The 19,629-nt window shown below is 74.0% G+C and carries 17 protein-coding genes; 6 read left to right on the plus strand and 11 right to left on the minus strand.

Features of this window, described 5'->3' with window-relative positions; genetic code table 11:
- Nucleotides 1–41: 41 nt before the first annotated feature.
- The 5 genes from hpf to mtrA form a co-directional block, all read right to left on the minus strand.
- The gene (gene hpf, locus O7607_RS07515) at nt 42–686 is read right to left on the minus strand and encodes a ribosome hibernation-promoting factor, HPF/YfiA family (RefSeq protein WP_269702009.1); all 645 of its coding nucleotides are present in this window, start codon (nt 684–686) and stop codon (nt 42–44) included.
- 251 nt (nt 687–937) lie between these two features.
- Nucleotides 938–1,642 (minus strand): ComF family protein, encoded by a 705-nt coding sequence (locus O7607_RS07520; protein WP_269702011.1) that lies wholly within the window; start codon nt 1,640–1,642, stop codon nt 938–940.
- Between the two features lie 6 nt (nt 1,643–1,648).
- Nucleotides 1,649–3,448: an LpqB family beta-propeller domain-containing protein gene (locus O7607_RS07525; protein WP_269702013.1), complete on the minus strand. Its 1,800-nt coding sequence runs from the start codon at nt 3,446–3,448 to the stop codon at nt 1,649–1,651.
- On the minus strand, nt 3,445–5,196 hold the full coding sequence (mtrB, locus tag O7607_RS07530; protein WP_269702014.1) for an MtrAB system histidine kinase MtrB: 1,752 nt from the start codon (nt 5,194–5,196) through the stop codon (nt 3,445–3,447). The genes O7607_RS07525 and mtrB overlap by 4 nt, the downstream gene beginning before the upstream one ends.
- A gap of 13 nt (nt 5,197–5,209) precedes the next feature.
- Nucleotides 5,210–5,899 carry an MtrAB system response regulator MtrA gene (gene mtrA / locus O7607_RS07535; RefSeq protein WP_088969953.1) on the minus strand — a complete coding sequence of 230 codons (690 nt, stop codon included), beginning with the start codon at nt 5,897–5,899 and terminating at the stop codon, nt 5,210–5,212.
- A gap of 215 nt (nt 5,900–6,114) precedes the next feature.
- On the opposite strand from mtrA, the gene O7607_RS07540 reads away from it, so the two are divergent.
- The 5 genes from O7607_RS07540 to O7607_RS07560 are packed head-to-tail and all read left to right on the plus strand — an operon-like array spanning nt 6,115 to nt 11,150.
- Nucleotides 6,115–6,960, plus strand: a complete 846-nt coding sequence (locus O7607_RS07540) for a hypothetical protein (protein ID WP_269702015.1) — start codon at nt 6,115–6,117, stop codon at nt 6,958–6,960.
- Nucleotides 6,957–7,568: a DUF4129 domain-containing protein gene (locus O7607_RS07545; protein ID WP_269702016.1), complete on the plus strand. Its 612-nt coding sequence runs from the start codon at nt 6,957–6,959 to the stop codon at nt 7,566–7,568. Before O7607_RS07540 ends, O7607_RS07545 begins: the two co-directional genes overlap by 4 nt.
- Complete coding sequence (locus O7607_RS07550; RefSeq protein WP_269702018.1) at nt 7,565–8,869, plus strand: DUF4350 domain-containing protein; 1,305 nt, start codon at nt 7,565–7,567, stop codon at nt 8,867–8,869. The genes O7607_RS07545 and O7607_RS07550 overlap by 4 nt, the downstream gene beginning before the upstream one ends.
- The gene (locus O7607_RS07555; protein WP_269702019.1) at nt 8,866–9,843 is read left to right on the plus strand and encodes an AAA family ATPase; all 978 of its coding nucleotides are present in this window, start codon (nt 8,866–8,868) and stop codon (nt 9,841–9,843) included. The genes O7607_RS07550 and O7607_RS07555 overlap by 4 nt, the downstream gene beginning before the upstream one ends.
- Nucleotides 9,840–11,150, plus strand: a complete 1,311-nt coding sequence (locus tag O7607_RS07560) for a DUF58 domain-containing protein (protein WP_269702021.1) — start codon at nt 9,840–9,842, stop codon at nt 11,148–11,150. Before O7607_RS07555 ends, O7607_RS07560 begins: the two co-directional genes overlap by 4 nt.
- Here O7607_RS07560 and O7607_RS07565 read toward each other — a convergent pair.
- Entirely contained in the window at nt 11,128–12,081 is a 954-nt protein-coding gene (locus O7607_RS07565) for a stage II sporulation protein M (protein WP_269702022.1), read from the minus strand. The two genes, O7607_RS07560 and O7607_RS07565, sit on opposite strands and share 23 nt — an antisense overlap.
- A gap of 41 nt (nt 12,082–12,122) precedes the next feature.
- On the opposite strand from O7607_RS07565, the gene O7607_RS07570 reads away from it, so the two are divergent.
- Nucleotides 12,123–13,091, plus strand: a complete 969-nt coding sequence (locus O7607_RS07570) for an RDD family protein (RefSeq protein ID WP_269702023.1) — start codon at nt 12,123–12,125, stop codon at nt 13,089–13,091.
- A 7-nt stretch (nt 13,092–13,098) separates the two neighbouring features.
- Here the strand turns inward: O7607_RS07570 and efeB are convergent, their stop codons facing one another.
- The 5 genes from efeB to manA form a co-directional block, all read right to left on the minus strand.
- Complete coding sequence (gene efeB / locus O7607_RS07575; RefSeq protein WP_269702025.1) at nt 13,099–14,421, minus strand: iron uptake transporter deferrochelatase/peroxidase subunit; 1,323 nt, start codon at nt 14,419–14,421, stop codon at nt 13,099–13,101.
- The gene (efeO, locus tag O7607_RS07580; RefSeq protein WP_269702026.1) at nt 14,418–15,548 is read right to left on the minus strand and encodes an iron uptake system protein EfeO; all 1,131 of its coding nucleotides are present in this window, start codon (nt 15,546–15,548) and stop codon (nt 14,418–14,420) included. Before efeO ends, efeB begins: the two co-directional genes overlap by 4 nt.
- Nucleotides 15,549–15,577: 29 nt before the next feature.
- On the minus strand, nt 15,578–16,504 hold the full coding sequence (gene efeU, locus O7607_RS07585; RefSeq protein ID WP_269702028.1) for an iron uptake transporter permease EfeU: 927 nt from the start codon (nt 16,502–16,504) through the stop codon (nt 15,578–15,580).
- A gap of 175 nt (nt 16,505–16,679) precedes the next feature.
- On the minus strand, nt 16,680–18,179 hold the full coding sequence (gene ahcY, locus O7607_RS07590; protein WP_269702030.1) for an adenosylhomocysteinase: 1,500 nt from the start codon (nt 18,177–18,179) through the stop codon (nt 16,680–16,682).
- Nucleotides 18,180–18,467: 288 nt separating this feature from the next.
- Entirely contained in the window at nt 18,468–19,628 is a 1,161-nt protein-coding gene (gene manA, locus O7607_RS07595; protein WP_269702031.1) for a mannose-6-phosphate isomerase, class I, read from the minus strand.
- Nucleotide 19,629: the final 1 nt, after the last annotated feature.

Below are 19,629 nucleotides of genomic sequence, written 5' to 3' on the forward strand. Positions count from 1 at the left end.
GGACGGGCCCCACGCGGGGCCCGTCCTCACCGGTCAAGGGGTCACGCGTCGAGCTGGATGATCCCGTAGTCGTACGCGTGCCGCCGGTAGACCACGCTCGGGCGGCCGGACTCCTTGTCCTGGAACAGGTAGAAGTCGTGACCGACCAGTTCCATCTGGAACAGCGCGTCGTCGACGGTCATCGGTTCGGCGGGGTGGACCTTCGCCCGGGCGATGTGCCACGGCTGGTCGTCGGGTTCGCTGTAGCTGCCCTCGTCGGGCCGTTCGGCGACCGCTGTGGCGGTGCCGGTGCCGTCGAGCGTCGCCAGGCCGGGGCCGTCGAGGTCGGCCACGGGCAGGCCGGCGGTCGCGGCGGCCACGGAGATCGGCGCGTGCCGCCCGCGGTGTACCCGGCGACGGTCCGCCGCGCGGCGGAATCGCGTGTCCAGCTTGGCGATGGCGGCGTCGAGCGCGCTGTAGAAGTCGTTCGTGCAGGCCTCGGCCCGGATCACCGGGCCGCGCGTCACGCACGTGATCTCCACCCGCTGGCAGGTGTCCGCCTGGCGTGGATTGCGCTCGTGGAACAACTCGACGTCCACGCGAATGAGCTTCTGGTCGTAGCGTTCGATTTTCGCGAGTTTCTCGGCTACGTGCACCCGGTAATGGTCCGGCACTTCGACGTTACGGCCCTTGACCACGATGTCCACGTGACCTCCCTTGTTCGGACGGTCGTTCGGTCCGGATCAGATCCGGTCGACGCACCCGGGAGGGCCCCGCTCGGCGTCGACCGGTGTTGTTCGGCTACGCCTCCTTCCAGTGCCGGGGGAAGGTTGGATCCTCACTACCCCCGACACCGAAACGCTAACTCCTGTACGGCCACCCGTCACCCCTGGTTGCCGAAGGCGGTCGCGAAATTTAACAGCTCATACACCATGGGGTGAAACGGATACACGAAGCGTCACCGAACGCGCCGCTTTTGCGTTGCGGCGAGCACCGCCGCGGCCTTTGGCGTCATTCCCGCGCGGTGCAACATCCGGCTCACCGCCGCCAGCGTGGCGCCGGTGGTGACGATGTCGTCGAGCAGCACGACGGTCTCCCCCGGGCGGTCCGCGGCGGGCGGGCGGCGCAACCGGAACGCCGCCTCGGCCGCGGCGGCCCGCCCCGCGCTGTCCAGCCCCACCGAGTCGGTGCGGGGCAGGGCCCGGAGCGGGCGCAGCACACGTACCGGCCAGCCGGCCGCGCGCAACCGGGCCGCCGCCGGGCGCACCAGCCGGTCCAGGTGGTCGCCGTAGCGGGCCCGGGCGGCGCGGGCGGTGTCCGGCACCGCCACCAGCGTCACCGGGCCGGGCGGCCCGGCCGCCGTCGCCACCACCTCGGCCAGCAGCGCGCCCAACGGCCGGGCCAGCCCGTGCCGGCCCCGTTCCTTGTACGCCAGCAGCCCTTCGCGCAGCGCACCGCCGTACGGGCCGAGCGCGACGCAGGGCGGCAGGCCGGGTGGAGCCGGATCGGGCCGGGTGGGGGCGGGACGCAGCGACTCCAGTTCCCGCACGCAGCCGCCGCAGAAGCCGTGCCGCAGCCGTACCGATCCCGCGCCGCAGCCCGCGCACCCGGCGGGCAGCACGAGGTCGGTCAGATCCGACCAGAGCCCGCCCAGGTCACGCACGGCCGGTCAGTAGAGGAAGAACGGCGCGGTCGGGTTCGTCGCGCGGCTGCCCGCCGGCACGTCGAGCACCTGCTCCCGCTTGACGTAGTCGAACGGGTTGTTCCGCCAGGCCGCGCCGTCCGTCTCGAACATGAACGAGAACGCGGCCAGGCCGCGGTCGCCGCCGCCCGGATACCCGGCGAGCTGGGTCACCGGGGCGCCGATCTCCACCGTCAGCGGGGTCTCCCAGGCGCCGTCGACGGTGACCTGGTGGATCGCCGAGCGCCGGTCCGCCTCGTTGCCGGCCAGCGCCAGCTCGTTCTCCGCCACCCAGTCCACCACGGTCACGCCGGTGAGCAGCGTGGTGACCCGGCGGGGCTGCCCGAGGCTGACCACGCCACCGTCGACGCTCACCGCGGCGACGAAGACCGAGCCGCCGGAGACCAGCGCGATCCGGTGCCCGTCGAGAGAACCGGCCACCGCCGTCACCGGCCCGGGCACCGACAACGGGATCTCGCTCATCCGGGCCGTACCGTCGAAGCGGTAGAGCCGACCGTCGGCCGCCACCAGACCGGCCGGGCGGGCCTTGTTCAGCGACCTCAGCCAGGTGGGCCGGCTCACCGCCCGGAACGTGCGGTCGCCGGCGCTGAACGACGCGACCGGTTCCGGGCCGGTGCCGACCTTGAGCCGCCTGCGGTTGTCCGGCCCGGTCACCACGAGCGCGGCGAGCACCTGGTCGTCGGCGCGGGCGAGCGACGCGGAGACCACGTTGCGGTTCTCCGCGGGCGGCAGCGGCGCGGAGGCGCGCGACTCGGTGCCGAAGGCCAGGGGACGGACGGCGCCGTCGTAGACGGCGTACCGCATGGGGTCGCCGCCGCGGGGATAGGCGGCTGTCGAGACCCGCTCCCGCCGCAGGTCGACGGTGAGCCGTTTCTGGTTCTGGATCTTCAGGTCGACCTGGCCGTCCAGGTCCGACAGCGACCACGCCAGCTGGGTGCCGAGCCGGGTCAGCCGCTGCTCGTTGGCGCCCGGCATGTTGAGGTTGATCTCCCAGTGGCCGTCCGCGCCGGTCGCGTTGTTGATCAGCTGGGTGCCGTCGGGCAGCCCGGTCACGGCGGGGGCCAGCCAGTCCGACGGGCGGTCGGCCAGCCACTTCATCACCTCGGTGATCCGGCGCTCGGTCGGCGCCGACGAGGGCAGGTAGCGCTGGTCCGGCACCAGCCGGGTCAGGTCGGGGTTCCAGAAGTAGACGGTACGGGGACGGTAGTACTCGCGTACCGCCGCGTCGCTGGCCAGCAGCAGGTTCGGCAGTTCGGTGATCAGCAGGCCGGTGCCGGCCGGCTCGGCCCGGCGCAGCTCGAAGACGTACTGCGTCTCGCTCGCCACCGGCGGACCGAGCGTGCCGTCGGCGCGCAGCACGCCCACCTGCTGCACCTTGAGCGTCACGGTGCTGGTGCCCTGGTTGTTCGGCGGCGTGCTCTCCGGCTTCTCCCGCAGCCGCACCACAGTCAGCTCGATCTCGCTGGCCTGCGGCTTGCCCGTCAGCAGGTCGCGGGCCTCCGCGGCGAGGAACTTCCGGGCCCGCGCGTACGCCTGGTCGCGTTCCCCGGCGGCGGCGGCCCGCAGGTAGTTCTCGACGAACGGCACCGGCTCGCTGCTGTCGGCCGGTTCCGGCGGCCGGGCCGGGCTGCCGTTGAACACCCCGGACTCGGGGGCCGGCGCCGACCCGTCCACCTGCACGTCGGTCTGGTCCGGGATGCCGCAGCCGGCGAGCGCGGCCGGCAGCAGCGCGCCGGTCAGCAGCAGGGCCAGGACGCGGCGCCTCACGGCCGGGCCTCCGCGTGGTCGCCGCCGGTGGCCGGACCGGCGGTCAGCGCCGCGACGCCGCCGCCCGCCGCGATGGCGGGCAGCTCGCCGTCGCGCGGGCCGCCGAACGGCACCGTGGCGTCGGCCGGCACCAGCCGCAGCGGGCTGGTGGTGAGCCGGTCCCCGGCCCGGGCCGGCAGGGTGAGGCGGAACTGCGCGCCCTGCCCGGGCGCGCCCCACGCCTCCAGCCAGCCGCCGTGCAGGCGGGCGTCCTCCAGGCTGATCGACAGGCCCAGCCCGGTGCCGCCGGTCTGCCGGGCGCGCGACGGGTCGGCCCGCCAGAAGCGGTTGAACACCAGCTTCTCCTCCCCCGGCTTGAGGCCGACACCGTGGTCCCGAACGGTGATCGCCACCGCGCTCTGGTCCTGGCCCAGGGTGATCCGTACCGGCTTGGCCTCGCCGTGCTCGACCGCGTTGCCGACCAGGTTGCGCAGCACCCGCTCGACGCGGCGCGGGTCGACCTCGGCGATCACCGGAGTGTCCGGCAGGTCCAGCTCGATGGTCACCCCGACCCGCTCGGCCAGCCCGGCCAGCCGCTCGGCGACCCGGTGCACCACCGGCACCAGGTCGGTCGGCTCGCTGTCCAGCACCGCGAACCCGGCGTCGAACCGGCTGATCTCCAGCAGGTCGGTGAGCAGTTCCTCGAACCGGTCCAGCTCGGCCTGGAGCAGCTCGGCGCTGCGGGCCACCGCCGGGTCGAACTCGTCGCGCTCGGCGAAGATCAGGTCGGCGGCCATCCGGACCGTGGTCAGCGGCGTCCGCAGCTCGTGCGAGACGTCCGAGGTGAACCGGCGTTGCAGCCGGGACATCTCCTCCAGCCGGAGGATCTGCCGTTGCAGGTTCGTCGCCATCTGGTTGAACGAGGCGGCCAGCAGGGCGAGGTCGTCCTCGCCGGAGACCACCATGCGCTGGTCGAGCAGGCCGGCGGAGAGCCGCTGCGCGGTGCGCGCGGCGACCCGTACCGGCGTCACCACCAGCCGGGTGACCAGGGCGGCCAGCAGGCCGAGCAGGAGCACCAGCGCGACGCCGGTAGCCACCACCGTGGCCCGGGCGTCGGCCGCCGTCGCGTCCTGCCGGGCCAGGGGTACGAGGTAGTAGAGCTCGACCTGCCCGAACTTGGTGGGCACCGGGGAGCCGTAGACGAGGTATTTCGTGCGCTCGCCGCCGAGCGAGCCGGTACGGATCTGGTGCGCGACCTTGCCGGAGGCGACGGTGGCCCGCAGCTCGTCCCCGATCACCGTGCCCACCGGCACGTCGGGCGTGGTCCGCGGCTCGATGAACTCGGCGAAGTTGTCGGCGGTGATCGCCACCACCACGCCGCTGGTCTGGGTGGGGTCGCCACCGGCCAGGTAGTTGACGGTGCCGTCGATGGTGTTCTGGAGCTGCGCCTCCTGCGGCTGGCTGTAGAGGTTGAACTGCTTGGCCGCGTACTCGCTGCCGTTGCTCAGCCGCAGCCGCACGTCCGTCTCGGCGTTCTCCAGCAGGATGCTCGTGATCTTGTCAGCGATCAGATAGGCGAAACCGCCCACCAGCAGACTCGACGCCACCAGCGTGATGGTGACCACACGGACCTGGAGCGACCGCCGCCACGCCTGGTGCACCGCGGCCACCAGCCGGGCGACCCGGCCGACCAGGGCGAGCCAGAGCGCCCGCACGGCGTGGAGGCGGCGGGGTGCGGGGGTCGGCGACTCGGGCAGCGAGGTCAGCACAATGCTGACCAGGCTATCCGGTACCCGCCTTGTAGCCCACGCCCCGCACGGTGAGGATGATTTCGGGTCGCTCCGGATCCGGCTCGATCTTGGCGCGCAGCCGCTGCACGTGCACGTTGACCAGGCGGGTGTCCGCCGCGTGGCGATAGCCCCAGACCTGCTCGAGCAGCACCTCGCGGGTGAAGACCTGACGCGGCTTGCGGGCGAGCGCGACCAGCAGGTCGAACTCCAGCGGCGTCAGCTTCACCTCCTCGCCGTCGCGGCTGACCGTGTGGGCCGGCACGTCGATGGTGATCTGGTTGCCGGGCGGGCCGATGGTCAGCATCTCCGGCGCCACGTCCTCGCCCCGGCGCAGCCGGGCCCGCATCCGGGCCACCAGCTCCTTGGGCTTGAACGGCTTCACCACGTAGTCGTCGGCGCCGGACTCCAGCCCGAGCACCACGTCGACGGTGTCGCTCTTGGCGGTCAGCATCACGATCGGCACGCCGGACTCGCCCCGGATGGCGCGGGCCACGTCGATTCCGCTCATCCCCGGCAGCATCAGGTCGAGCAGGACGATGTCGGGTCGGCTGTCACGGAAGGCGGCCAGCGCCCGTTCGCCGTCCGCGACGAAGGACGGCACGAAGCCCTCGCTGCGCAGCACGATGCCGAGCATCTCGGCGAGGGCGGGGTCGTCGTCGACCACGAGTACCCGGGCTCTCATGGGGTTTATCGTTCCATCCCCGTTCGTCTGGAGTGTTCGGCGTCTCCACGGCACGGTAGCGCCGAGCGGCCCCGCGCACCACCGCAAGTCGGCGTGGCCGCCCAGCGTGGCGCGCCGGGCCGGACGGGTCCACCGGATGCGGACCCGCCGTGCAACCATGATCCCCCGGGCGTCGCCCCGCCCGCCACCTCCGCTCGCCCCTGCCAGGAGTACGCGTGCCCGACGCCGGCCCGACCGCGGTGCTCCCGCGCCGTCCGCTGACCGTCGGCGAGCTGCTCGACGCGGCCGTGCTGCTGTTGCGCGACCAGGCCCGGGTGCTCGTACCGCTCGCCCTCCTGCTGGCCCTCGCCGAACAGGCGGTGCTCCACCCGCTGCGGATGCTGGCCGGGACCGACCCGCCGTACTGGTGGCCGGCGGCGTTCGGCGAGACCCTCCCGGAGTACTGGCTGCTGCTGGCCGCCGGCGCGGGCACCGAGGCCGCGATCGTCGCGCTGCTCGGCGCCCCGGCGGCACGCGGCGCCGGGGCGGCGCTGCTGGGGCGCCGTCCGGGGCCGGCCGAGCTGCTGCGCGGCGCCCGGCTCGGCGCGACACTGCCGGCCGCCGCCCTGGTCGGGCTGGTCGTCGCCGTGGCCGGCGTGACCGGGCCGGGCTGGTTCCTGGCGTACGCGCTGCTCGGCCTGGTCGTGCCGGTGCTGGTGCTGGACGGTGTGCCCGCGCATCTGGCGCCCTGGCGGGCGGTACGCCTGGCCGGCCGGGTCAGCGCGCGGGCCGCCGCGATCCGGCTGCTGGGCTACCTGGGCTGGTGGCTGATCCGGCTGGGCATCGGGCTGGGCGTCTACAACGGCCTCGCCATGCTGGGTCTGTTCGACGTCTCGGCCTGGGCGCTGCCGATCACGATCGCCGCGTTCGCCGCGGTGAACGCGCTGGCGTACCCGGCGCTCGCCTGCCTGGACGCGGTCCTGCACCTGGAGACCCGGATCCGCACCGAAGGGCTGGACATCCGGCTCTCCCGCGCCCCGGCCGGCGTCCCCGAGCCCGTGCTGCTGGCAGCGCACCGGTGAGCCGGTGGTGGACCGAGACGGTCGCGGCCCTCGGTGACGTGGTGCCGCTGCCGCTGGCCGCGCTGATCCTGCTGGCGGTCGCGTTGCTGGCGGCGCTGGCCTGGTATTTCTTCCCGGCCTGGGTGCCCCGTCGGCTGCCCCGGTTCACGATCCCCCGGCTGCGGCGCCCGCGTCTGCGCCGGATACGGCTGCCCCGGCTGCGGCTGCTCCGGTTCCGGCGGCGTGCCCGCCGGCCGCGCATCGATCCGCCGTCCGTGCGGCTGCCGTCACCCCGGCTGCCGGAACCGGCGGCGGACGGACCGGGACTGGCCGACCGGCTCGCGGCCGAGGGCCGGTACGCCGAAGCGGTCCGGGAGCGGCTGCGCGAGATGGTCCGGCTTCTCGTCGTCCGGCGGGTGGTGGAACCCCGACCCGGGCTCACCGTCGTGGAGCTGACCGAGGCGGCGGCCCGCACCCGGCCGCAGGTCGGGCCGGCGCTGCACGCGGCCGGGGCGATCTTCTCCGACCTCTGGTACGCCCAGCGTCCCGCCACCGCCGCGCACGACCGGCGGATGCGGGAACTCGCCGCCGACCTGCGTCGCGAGCTGACCGGGGAGGAGCCGCGGTGACCGCCACCGTCGTACCGGAGACCACGACGACGGCGGCGGCCCTGTCGGCGCCGCGCCGGCGCACGTACCGGTTGCTCGTCCCGCTCGGCCTCGCCGTGCTGCTGATCGTCACCACGCTCGTGCTGCGCGCGATCGACCGGCCCGACGCCGACGAGCCCGGCTTCCTGTCCCCGGTCGCCACCGACGACGACGGCGCCAGCAGGCTCGCGGAGGCGCTGCGCGCCCAGGGCGTACCGGTGCGCCGGGAGACGGACCTGGCGGCGGCGCTGCGTACCGCCGGGGCCGAGCCGAGCACGCTGTTCGTGCCCGCCCCCGCGCTGGTGCACCCGGACCGGCTCGGCGGCCTGACCACCCTGCCGCCCGGCAGCCGGCTGGTGCTGGTCGAGCCGTCCCGGCGGGTGCTCACCGAGCTGGACACGCCGATCGAGCCGGCCGACCGGCGCTGGGCCGCCCGGGCGGTGCCGCCGGACGCCGGCGGCACCCCGTGCCGGCTGCCCGAGGCGGTCCGGGCCGGTGCCGCCGCGATCGACCTGCAGCGCTACGCCGGGCCGGCCGAGGTCGACAGCTGCTACGGCGGCGCGCTGCTGCGCGCCCCCGGCCGGATCGAGGTGGTGCTGGCCGGCGCCAGCGACCCGTTCCGCAACGACCGGATCGACGAGTGGGGCAACGAGGCTCTCGCCACCGGCCTGCTCGGCGCCGGCCGCCCGCTGGTCTGGCTCGACCTGCTCGAGCCGGTGCCGGCGCCGACGCGCCCGAGCTGGTCGGCGGAGCCGTTCACCGAGGAGCCCACCCAGGGCGGCAGCGGCCGGTCCGAGCGGCCCGACCCGCCCGACCGCGCCGACCCGCCCCGGGAGAACCCGCTCTGGGGCGCCTTCCCGCCCTGGTTCTGGGCCCTGCTGGTGCAGCTCGCCCTGGCCGGGCTGCTCGTGGTGCTGTGGCGCGCCCGCCAGCTCGGGCCGCCGGTGTCGGAGCCGCTGCCGGTCACCGTCCGGGCCGCCGAGACGGTACGCGGCCGGGCCCGGCTCTACCGCCGGGCCGGCGCCCGGGACACCGTCGCCGAGACGCTGCGCGCCGCCGCGCTGGACCGGCTCGTGACCTGGCTCAACCTGCCCCCGGACACGCCCGACGACGAGGTGGCCGCCCGGGTCGCCGAGCGCGCCGGCGCCGACCCGGAACGGGTGGCCGGCCTGCTCTACGGTCCCGCCCCGGAGAAGGACCGCGAGCTGCTGGAGCTGGCCCGTGACCTGGACGCCCTGACCCGTACCCTGGCCCCGTATCCGAGCGAAGGAGACACCCGGTGACCGGACCCGTCACGACCACCGCCCCGTCCGGCGCCCGCGCCGCCCTGCACCGGCTGCGCGCCGAGGTCGCCAAGGCCGTCGTCGGGCAGGACGCCGTGGTCACCGGCCTGGTGATCGCGTTGCTCTGCCGGGGGCACGTGCTGCTGGAGGGCGTACCGGGAGTGGCCAAGACGCTGCTGGTGCGGACGCTGGCCGCCGCGCTCGACCTGGACGCCAAGCGGGTGCAGTTCACCCCGGACCTGATGCCCGGCGACGTCACCGGCTCGCTGATCTTCGACCAGCGCACCGCCGCGTTCACGTTCCGGGAGGGGCCGGTCTTCACCAACCTGCTGCTCGCCGACGAGATCAACCGGACCCCGCCGAAGACGCAGTCCGCGCTGCTGGAGGTGATGGAGGAGCGGCAGGTCTCCGTCGACGGCGAGCGCCGTCCGCTGCCCGACCCGTTCATCGTCGTGGCCACCCAGAACCCGGTCGAGTACGAGGGCACCTACCCGCTGCCCGAGGCGCAGCTCGACCGCTTCCTGCTCAAGCTGACGGTGCCGCTGCCGGAGCGCGAGGAGGAGCTGGGCGTGCTGCGCGCGCACCACGCCGGCTTCGACCCGCGTGACCTTCGTGCCGCCGGCGTACGCCCGGTTGCCGGCGCCGCGGACCTGGCCGCCGCCCGGGCGGAGGTGCAGAGGGTGCACGTGGCCGAGCCGGTGCTCGGCTACATCGTGGACCTGTGCCGGGGCACCCGGGCCGCCCCGGCGCTGGAGCTGGGCGCCTCCCCCCGGGGTGCCACCGCGCTGCTGAACGCCGCCAAGGCGTGGTCCTGGCTGGCCGGTCGCGACCACGTCACCCCGGACGACGTCAAGGCGGTCGCCCGTCCGACGCTGCGGCACCGGCTGCGTCCGCGTCCGGAGGTGGAGCTGGAGGGCATCACCGTGGACGCCGTGCTGGACTCGGTGCTGGCCACCGTGCCGACGCCGCGATGACCTGGCGGGCGGGTCTGCTGCTCGGCGCGGGCGCGCTGACCCTGCCGGCCTGGCCGGCGCCGTTCCTCGGCGTCGCCGTGCTGACCGCGGCGGTGCTGCTGCTGGTGCTGCTCGACCGGGCGCTGGCGGTGCCGCCGCACGCGCTCACCGTGACCCGTTCCGGGGAGCGGACGGTCCGCCTCGGTGGCACCGCGACCGTCACGCTGCACCTGGCCAACCCGACCGACCGCACGCTGTACGCCCAGGTACGCGACGCCTGGGTGCCCTCGGCCGGGGCGCGTCCGGACGTGCCGCCGGACCGCCTGCTCACCGTGCCGCCCGGTGGCACCGCCACGCTGCCGGTCCGGCTCACCCCGACCCGGCGCGGCGACCGGCCGGCGGTGGCGCTGACCGTACGGTCGCTCGGGCCGATGCGCCTGGGCGCCCGGCAGCACGCCGGCCGGCCCGCTACGCCTCGGTGGACGCTGCGGGTGCTGCCCCGCTTCGACTCCCGCCGGCACCTGCCGGAGAAGCTGGCCCGGTTGCGGGTCATCGACGGCGTGCAGGTGACCCGGGGGCGCGGTCACGGCACCGAGTTCGACACGTTGCGCGAGTACGCGGTGGGCGACGACGTCCGCTCGATCGACTGGCGGGGCAGCGCCCGCCGCGCCGACGTGCTGGTGCGCACCTGGCGGCCGGAGCGGGACCGGCGCCTGGTGTGCGTCCTGGACACCGGCCGCACGTCGGCGGTACGTCTCGGCGACGAGCCGCGGCTGGACACCGCCATCGACGCGGCGCTGCTGCTCACCGCGCTCGCCGCCCGTGCCGGTGACCGGGTGGACCTGCTGGCGGCGGACACCGAGATCCGGGCCCGGGTGACCGGCAGCGGCCGTCCGGCGTTGCTCGCCCGGCTGGTCGACGCGGTGGCGCCGTTGCAGCCCGCGCTGGCCGAGACCGACTTCGAGCTGATCGCCGCCGAGGTGCTGCGCCGGGAGCGGCAGCGCAGCCTGGTGGTGCTGTTCACCGCGCTGGAGGCGGGCGCGATCGGCGACGGGCTGTTGCCGGTGCTGCCCCGGCTGGCGACCCGGCACCGGGTGGTGCTCGCCGCGGCCGGCGACCCGGTGCTGACCGGGCTCGCCACCGCCACCCCGACCGGCCCGGACGACCCGTACGCGGCCGCGTCGGCGTGGCGGGCGCTGGCCGAGCGGGAGCGGGTACGCGCCGTCCTGTCGCGCTACGGCGTGACGGTGGTGGACGTACCGGGGCACCGGCTGGCCCCGGCTGTCGCCGACACCTATCTGCGGCTCAAGTCCCTCGGCCAGCTCTGACCGCGCGCCGGCCGAGCACCAGCGCGTACGCCAGGAAGGCCAGCCACACCGCGGCGCCCGTCGCCACCCGCAGCGGGATCGGCACCGGTGCCGGGGTGACGAACGCCTCGATCAGCGCGGAGACCGCGAAGACGCCGACCAGGCCGGCGGCGACCACGGCGGCGAGCCGTCCCGCCTCGGCGAGAGCCCGGCCGCGTCCGAGGTGCGCGGGCGGGGCGATCCAGGCCCAGGCGGTCCGCAGGCCGACCCCGGCGGCGACGAAGATGCCGGTCAGCTCCAGCAGCCCGTGCGGGGTGATCATGCCGAAGAAGACGTCGGCCCGGTCGTAGGAGATCATCACGCCGCCGACCACGCCGATGTTGAGCGCGTTCTGCCACAGCAGCCAGAACACCGGCACCACCAGCACGCCGGCGGCCAGGCACTGGGCGGCCAGCCAGGCGTTGTGCGTCCAGAGGCGGAACGCGAACGTGGGCGCGGAGAACTCGGAGTAGTAGCCGGCGAAACCGGAGTCCACCAGTTGCTTGGCCTCCTCGGCGCCGACGAACGCGGCGGCCGTGTCGGGGTTGGAGGCGACGAACCAGATGAGGAAGGCGCTCAACGCGCTGAACGCCGTGGCCACGCCGCACCACCACGGCCAGGCCCGGTAGAGGGCGGCGGGCAGGTCGGCCGTCAGGAACCGGCCCACCGCGGCCCAGGACGGCCGGGGGCGGCCGGTGACCCGGGCCCGCGCCGCGAGGACGAGGTGGGAGAGGCGGTTCACCAGCGCCGGCTCGGGTGCCCGGGCGCGCAACGCGGACAGGTGCGTGGCGGTGCGCTGGTAGAGCGCCACCAGCTCGTCGACCTCGGCCGCGTCGAGGCGACGCCGCCCGGTCAGGTGTTCCAGCCGCCGCCATTCGGCGCCGTGCTCGGCCACGTACGCGTCGAGATCCACTCACCCTCCCCCGTTCGGCGTCCATGGTGTTCACTGTCGGGGTGCGCGCGCAACCTCCCTCACCGCCTCGTTGGGCCGACGCCGGTCTGGTCAGCGGCGAGGCGGTCGAGCTGGACGTCCGGGTGGCCCGGCTGGGTTCCCGGGTGCTCGCCCTGCTGATCGACGCCGTGATCCAGCTCGTGCTGTTCCTGGTGCTCGGCGCGGTGCTGGCGATGGTCGCGCTCGCGCTGCTGGGCGACGTCCTCGACGCGGCGCTGGCCGGCGCGCTCCAGATCGTGCTGCTGGTGCTTGTCCTGCTGGGCTATCCGGTGACGATGGAGCGCTTCGCCGGTGGCCGGACGGTGGGCAAGCTGGCCGTGGGGTTGCGGGTGGTGCGGGCCGACGGCGGCCCGGTGGGCGTGGGCCAGTCGCTGACCCGGGCGCTCGTGGGCGTGGCGGTGGAGTGGCCCGGTCTGGTGCTGCCGCTGCTGAGCTGGGTCGCCGGCGTCACGGTGATGCTCACCGACCCGCGCGGTCGCCGGCTGGGCGACCTGGTCGCCGGCACGCTCGTGGTGCACAGCCGCGGCGCCGCGCACTGGCGTCCGCTGCCGCCGGCACCGCCGCCGCTGCTGGCCTGGGCGACCACGCTCGACCTGACCCGGTTCGACGACGGGCTGGCGCTGGCCGCCCGGCAGTACCTGGACCGGCTGCCCCAGCTCGCCGAGCCGGACCGTCTCCTACTGGGCCGGGCGCTGTGGGCGGAGGTCGCGGCGGTCACCTCGCCGCCTCCGCCGTGGGCCGCGCCGGACTCGGTCTACCTGTCCGCCGTGCTGGCCGAGCGGGGGCGCCGGGCCGCGCTGCGGATGGGCCGGACCCGGGCGGTCACCGCCGCGCTCTGGCCGGAGCTGGTCCCGGCGTCGGCCGCCGTGCCGCACGCTGTCGCGCCTGCCGCCCTGCGTCCGGCCGCGCCGGTCGACGGCCGGTTGCGGTCCGCCGTGCCGGACGCCGGCCCCGATCCGGTACGCCGCTGAGCCGGGCTCAGGCGAACAGCGCCCGCCCCCACCAGTCGGCCGCGTCGTGTACGCCGGGCGGGCAGGCGAACAGGCCGCTGGAGACGTGCCGCAGGTACTCGTTCATGGCGTCGTTGCGGGCCAGCCGGGTCTGGATCGGCACGAACTGCCGGCGCGGATCCCGCTGGTAGGCGATGAAGAACAGACCGGCGTCGAGCCGGCCCAGCCCGTCCGAGCCGTCCACGAAGTTGTAGCCGCGACGCAGCAGGCGGGCGCCGTCGTTCGCGTCCGGGTGGGCCAGCCGTACGTGCGCGGTGTCGGCGATGAGCGGCTCCCCGTCGTCGCCCTTGGCGGCGAAGTCCGGCTCGTCGAACTCGTCGCGGCGGCCCAGCGGCGCGCCGCTGCCCTTGGTCCGGCCGACGATCATCTCCTGTTCGGCCAGCGGGCTGCGGTCCCACGTCTCGATCAGCATCCGGATCTTCCGGGTGACCAGGTAGGAGCCGCCGGTCATCCAGTCCGGACCGTCGCCGGGCTGCGCCCAGAGCTGGTCGCGGAGCAGGGCGGCGTCCTCGGCCTTGAGGTTGGCGGTGCCGTCCTTGAAGCCGAACAGGTTGCGGGGTGTGGCCTGGTCCCGCGACGTCGACGAGGTACGCCCGAAGCCGAGCTGCGACCAGCGGACGCTCACCACGCCCATGCCGATCCGGGCGAGGTTGCGGATGGCGTGCACCGCGACCTGCGGGTCGTTGGCGCACGCCTGGACGCAGAGGTCACCGCCGGACAGTTCCGGCCGCAGCGCGTCCCCGGCGAAGTGCGGCAGGTCGGCCAGGGCGGCCGGACGCCGGGCGGCGATGCCGAAGCGGTCCCGGCCCTGCGCGTCACGGAAGAGCGTCGGCCCGAAGCCCACGGTGAGGGTGAGCTGCGACGGGGGCAGTCCGAGCGCCTCACCGGTGTCGTCCGGCGGGGCCTCGGGCATGCCGCCGACCGCGCCGATCACCCCGGCGTCCTCGCCGGCGGTCATCCGGGCCGCGGCGGCGGTCCACTCCTGGAGCATCGCGACCAGCCGGTCCCGGTCCTTCGTGACCACGTCGAACGCGACGAAGTGCAGCCGGTCCTGCGCCGGGGTGGTGATGCCGGCCTGGTGCTCGCCGAGGAACGGCACCGACCCGGCGGCGGATCCGGTGGCGGACGCCTCGTTCCCGCCGGCGAGCAGCGCGCCCGCGCCGCCCGCCACCCCGGCGACGCCCGCCACGCCGACGCCTGCGAGTGTCATCGCCCGGCGCCGGGACAGGCCACGGCCGGTCCGCTCGCGGTTCGGCTCGCTCGTCGCGTCGCCGTCGGCGGGGCCGGTCATCGCGCGACGGCCGCCGCGACCTTGCTGACCGGCTCGGCCAGCGCGTTCACCGTGTCCGACAGCTCCTTCAGCTCGTCCTTGCCGAGCTGGGTGTGCAGCTTCCAGCCGTCGCCGGCGCGGTGCTTGCCGAGCGTGGCCTCCACGTTCGCGAACTCGCTGTCGAGCTGCTTGACCAGGTCGGGCGCGCGCTGCTCCAGCGCCGGCCGCAGCGCGGCGATGGCCGCCTTGGAGCCCTCCAGGTTGGCGTTGAAGTCCCACAGGTCGGTGTGCGAGTAGCGCTCCTCCTCGCCGGTGATCTTGCCGCTGGCGACCTCGTCGAGCAGCGCCTTGGCGCCGTTGGCGAGCTGGAGCGGGGTGAGCTTCTCGGCGTCCGCCTTGGCGACGATCGCCTTGACGTCGACAAGGAGCCGGTCCGCGATCGGGCCGTCGGAACTGACGTCGCCGGTGGTCCAGAGGTCCTTCTCGATCCGGTGGAAGCCGGTGAACTCCATGCCCTCCTCGACCACCTCCTCACGGCCGTCGATCTTCGGGTCGAGGTCGCCGAAGCTCTCCGCCACCGGCTCGATCCGCTCCCAGTAGGTGCGGGCCACCGGGTACAGCGCCTTGGCCTTCGCCACGTCGTTCGCCTTGACCGCCGCCACGAACTCCTCGGTCTTCGTCAGCAGCGCGGCGGTCTGGCTGCGCACGTACCGCTGGTAGCTCTCGGCGGCCTGGGTCAGCGCCGCATCAGGGGCGACAGTCGCGGCGGTGCCGGAGACCTTCAGCGCGCCCCGGATGCCCCGGCCGCTCATCCCCGGCTTGCAGGCCGTCTCGTACGTGCCGGCGGTCAGCTCGACGCGCAGCTCCCGGCTGAGCCCGGGGGCGATGTTCTCCACCTCGCCCATCACCCGGTCACCCGCGGCGTAGACGTAGAACTCGTTGACCTTGGAACCGGTGTTCGTCACCTTGAAGGTCACCTGGCCGGCGTCGATCTCGGTGTCGCCGACCTCGCAGACGGTGTCGGTGGCCTTGACGGCGATCGGACCGCCGTTCGTGGCGTCGGCGTCGTCACCGCCTCCGCAGCCGGCCAGTCCGGCGACGGCGAGCAGCCCGGCAGCGGCGGGCGCGACGAGTCGAGTGGTACGCATCGTGCGGGGTCTCCTCGGGAACGGGCGGGTCAGGCGCGGGGGGACGGAACGGCGGCGACGTCGGCCGGCGCGTCGGACGTGTCGGCTGCGGGCGCGGCGGCCGGGACCGGCTCGGCGGGCCGGGCCGGCTTCGCGGGTTGAGCGGGCTGGGCCGGCTTGCGCAGGAAGAGCACGAGCACCGGCACCGCGTACGCGACCCAGGCGACCAGTTCCAGCACCGTCGGCGCGGCGGTGATGTTGAACATGCCGGCGAGCAGCGCGCCGTACCAGGAACTCGGGTCGAACGTGGCCGAGATGTCGAACGCCAGGTCGTTCAGGCCGGGCAGCACGCCCGCCTCCTGGAAGTCGTGCACGCCGTACTTGAGGATGCCGGCGGCGACCAGGATGAGCAGCGCGCCGGTCCAGGTGAAGAACCGGCTCAGGTTGATCCGTACCGCGCTGCGGTAGAGCAGGAAGCCGATGACGACGGCGGTGGCGATGCCGCCGGCCAGTGCGAGCAGCGAGCCGGGCCCGGTGCCGCCGGCTGCGCTCTCGGCGGCGGCGTAGAAGATCAGCGCGGTTTCCAGGCCCTCACGGATGACCGCGAGGAACGCCATGCCGGCGACGGCCAGGGAGCCGACCGCGAGCGCGTCGGTGAGCTTGCCGCGCAGCTCCCCGGCGATGGTGCGGGCGGCCCGGCGCATCCAGAAGATCATCCAGGTCACGAAGACCACGGCGGCGACCGAGGTGACCGCCTCGAACAGCTCGCGCGACTCGGAGGTGCGCAGCAGTGAGGTCGACGTGTACTGGATCAGGGAGCCGAAGCCGACGGAGAGCGCCACGGCCAGGCCGACACCGGCCCACACCTGCGGCAGCCGGTCCCGGCGCTGCGACTTGACCAGGAAGGCGACGAGGATGCTGACCACGAGCGTCGCTTCCAGACCTTCACGCAGGCCGATCAAGTACGTGGCGAACATCAGGCACTCCGTCGTCGCTGAGTTAGGGCAGGCATACCTTGCTCCTGTTCACAGCAAACGTCAAGCTGATCCGGGTAACGTCACCCGGTTGGCCACCTGACGGCCTTCCCCCGTACGCGAAAAGGGACCGGGGTCGGCCGCGCGGCCGACCCCGGTCCCTTCGGGAGCGTGGAACTCAGTAGCGGTAGTGGTCGGGCTTGAACGGGCCTTCCGGGGAGACGCCCAGGTAGGAGGCTTGCTCCTTGGTCAGGGTGGTGAGTTTGGCGCCGAGGGCGTCCAGGTGCAGGCGGGCGACCTTCTCGTCCAGGTGCTTGGGCAGCACGTAGACGCCGATCGGGTACTCGTCGGTCTTGGTGAACAGCTCGATCTGGGCGATCGTCTGGTTGGCGAACGAGTTCGACATCACGAAGCTCGGGTGACCGGTGGCGTTGCCCAGGTTCAGCAGACGACCCTCGGACAACACGATGATCGCGTGGCCGTCGTCGAAACGCCACACGTCGACCTGCGGCTTGATGTTCTCCCGCGTCACGTCGCTGCGCTTGGCCAGACCGGCCATGTCGATCTCGTTGTCGAAGTGCCCGATGTTGCCCACGATGGCCTGGTGCTTCATCCGCGCCATGTGCTCGTTGGTGATCACATCGAAGCAGCCCGTCGCGGTGATGAAGATGTCCGCCTGCTCCACCACGTCATCGAGGGTGGCGACCTGGTAGCCGTCCATCGCCGCCTGCAACGCGCAGATCGGGTCGACCTCCGTCACCACCACCCGGGCGCCCTGCCCGCGCAGCGACTCCGCGCAGCCCTTACCCACATCGCCGTAGCCCATCACCACGGCCATCTTCCCGCCGATCAGCACATCGGTGGCCCGGTTGATGCCGTCGATCAGCGAGTGCCGGCAGCCGTACTTGTTGTCGAACTTGCTCTTCGTCACCGAGTCGTTGACGTTGATCGCCGGGAACAACAACGCCCCGGCGCGGTGCATCTCGTAGAGCCGGTGCACACCCGTGGTCGTCTCCTCGGTCACACCCTTGATCCCGGCGGCGATCCGGGTCCACCGCTGACCGTCCTCGGCCAGCGAACGGTGCAGCAGCTCGAGGATGACCGCGTACTCCTCCGAATCAGCCGACTCCACCGGCGGCACGACACCCGCCTTCTCGAACTCGGCGCCCTTGTGCACGAGCAGGGTGGCGTCACCGCCGTCGTCGAGGATCATGTTCGGGCCCTGCCCGTCGGGCCAGGCGAGCACCTGTTCGGTGCACCACCAGTACTCGGGCAGCGTTTCGCCCTTCCAGGCGTACACCGGCACACCCGCCGGCGCCTCCGGGGTGCCCTCCGGGCCGACCACGATCGCCGCGGCCGCGTGGTCCTGGGTGGAGAAAATGTTGCACGACGCCCACCGGACCTGCGCGCCCAACGCGACCAGAGTCTCGATCAGAACAGCGGTCTGCACGGTCATGTGCAACGAACCAGTGATACGGGCACCGGCCAACGGCTGAACCTCGGCGAACTCACGCCGAATCGCCATCAGACCGGGCATCTCATGCTCGGCGAGCCGGATCTCCTTACGCCCGAACTCGGCAAGCGACAGATCCGCCACCTTGTAGTCGCCCTCGGCGAGGGTGCTCGGCCGGGCCTGCGACGACGCGCCGCTGGAGGCCGCCGGGAGGGTGCTGGTCATGGAAGCTCCTGTCGAACGATGGTGGTGCGCAGCCTTCCACCTTACGCTCGCGGGCCGTTCGACCCGTGCCCGGTTGGCCGACCGCGCAATCGGCCGGTCGGCGGACAGCGCACGGGGCGGTCGGTCGTGAGCGGACTTTCCACTCACGGCCCGGCCGCCCCGCGCATCCCCCCGGTTTGGTTCCCCCGCACGTCACCGGACCTTCGTCGCGACAACGCTGCGTACCCATAGAGTCACACCAGACAGGGTGGCCGTCAAGCTATTTCGGAAAAGTCGGACTTGCGCGGATCAGTGCATGCCGCACGTGGCGACGAACCCCTCTCCCGCCCCGCTCACCGCCAGCGGGCCACCGGCCGCCGTACCCACAGCGGCCTGACCCGCGCCCAGCGTCACCACGCCCACACCGTCGTCCACGGTCAGCTTCCCGGCCCGGCAGAGCACCACCCGCGGCCCGGGCAGCGTCAACCGCACCCCGGACGACCCGGCGGTCACCTCGACCCGGTGCAGCGCGAAGTCCTCCACCGGCACCGGCCAGGTCAGCACGCCCGGCTCCACCTGCTCCGGCCGCAGCACCGGCTCGGTCAGCACCTCGAACCGGAGCACCCGCAGCAACTCGTCCACGTCGACCCGCTTCGGGGTCAGCCCGCCGCGCAACACGTTGTCACTGGCCGCCATGATCTCGACGCCGGTACCGCGCAGGTAGGCGTGCAGGTTCCCGGCCGGCATCCAGATGCCCTCGCCGGGCGCCAGCCGGACGTGGTGCAGCAGCAACGCCACCACCACACCCGGGTCGGCCGGATAGCCGGACGCCAGCGCGTGGACCAGCTCGGCGTCCGCCGAGGCCGGACCCGCGTCCGCCGCCGCCAGCACGGCCGCCACCAGCCCGGCGCGCTCCGCCTGCGGCCAGCTCAGCAGCAGACGTACCGCCTCCCGCAGCCCCGCCGGCCCGTCACGCAACGCCGCCACCACAGGTTCCAGCGCGGGTACGCCGAACGCGGCGATCGCCGCCGCCGACTCCCCCGGGTCGCGGAAGCCGCACAGGGCGTCGAACTCCGAGAGCGCCACCAGCAGCTCCGGCTTGTGGTACGGGTCCACGTAGTTGACCCGCCCGACGTCGGCGGCGTGCCCCGCGCGGGCCTGCTCGGCGTCCGGATGCGCCTGGAGGCTCAGCGGCGCGTCGGCGGCCAGCACCTTCAGCAGGAACGGCAGCCGGGTGCCGAACCGGCCGACCAGCCGCTCACCCAGCCAGTGGCCCGGCTCGGCCACCAGCAGCTCGGTGAGGCTGACCGGCCGGCCGTCGCGCTGCACGGTGGCCGGTGCGCCCGGGTGGGCGCCCAGCCACAGCTCCGCCTCCGGCCCGTTGCTCGGCACCGGACGCCCCTGCAACTCGGCGATCGCGGTGCGCGAGCCCCAGGCGTAGTCACGGATCCGGCCCTGCAACAACTCCATC

Origin of the sequence: Micromonospora sp. WMMA1949, assembly GCF_027460145.1 — a bacterium.
In the GTDB taxonomy this organism is placed as follows: Bacteria; Actinomycetota; Actinomycetes; order Mycobacteriales; family Micromonosporaceae; genus Micromonospora.

What these genes read in the sequence shown, in the direction of transcription:
- manA (WP_269702031.1), bottom strand. Translation starts at nt 19,628, where the DNA reads ATGGAGTTGTTGCAGGGCCGGATCCGTGACTACGCCTGGGGCTCGCGC.
- O7607_RS07560 (WP_269702021.1), top strand. Translation starts at nt 9,840, where the DNA reads ATGACCTGGCGGGCGGGTCTGCTGCTCGGCGCGGGCGCGCTGACCCTG.
- efeB (WP_269702025.1), bottom strand. Translation starts at nt 14,421, where the DNA reads ATGACCGGCCCCGCCGACGGCGACGCGACGAGCGAGCCGAACCGCGAG.
- ahcY (WP_269702030.1), bottom strand. Translation starts at nt 18,179, where the DNA reads ATGACCAGCACCCTCCCGGCGGCCTCCAGCGGCGCGTCGTCGCAGGCC.
- mtrA (WP_088969953.1), bottom strand. Translation starts at nt 5,899, where the DNA reads ATGAGAGCCCGGGTACTCGTGGTCGACGACGACCCCGCCCTCGCCGAG.
- efeO (WP_269702026.1), bottom strand. Translation starts at nt 15,548, where the DNA reads ATGCGTACCACTCGACTCGTCGCGCCCGCCGCTGCCGGGCTGCTCGCC.
- efeU (WP_269702028.1), bottom strand. Translation starts at nt 16,504, where the DNA reads ATGTTCGCCACGTACTTGATCGGCCTGCGTGAAGGTCTGGAAGCGACG.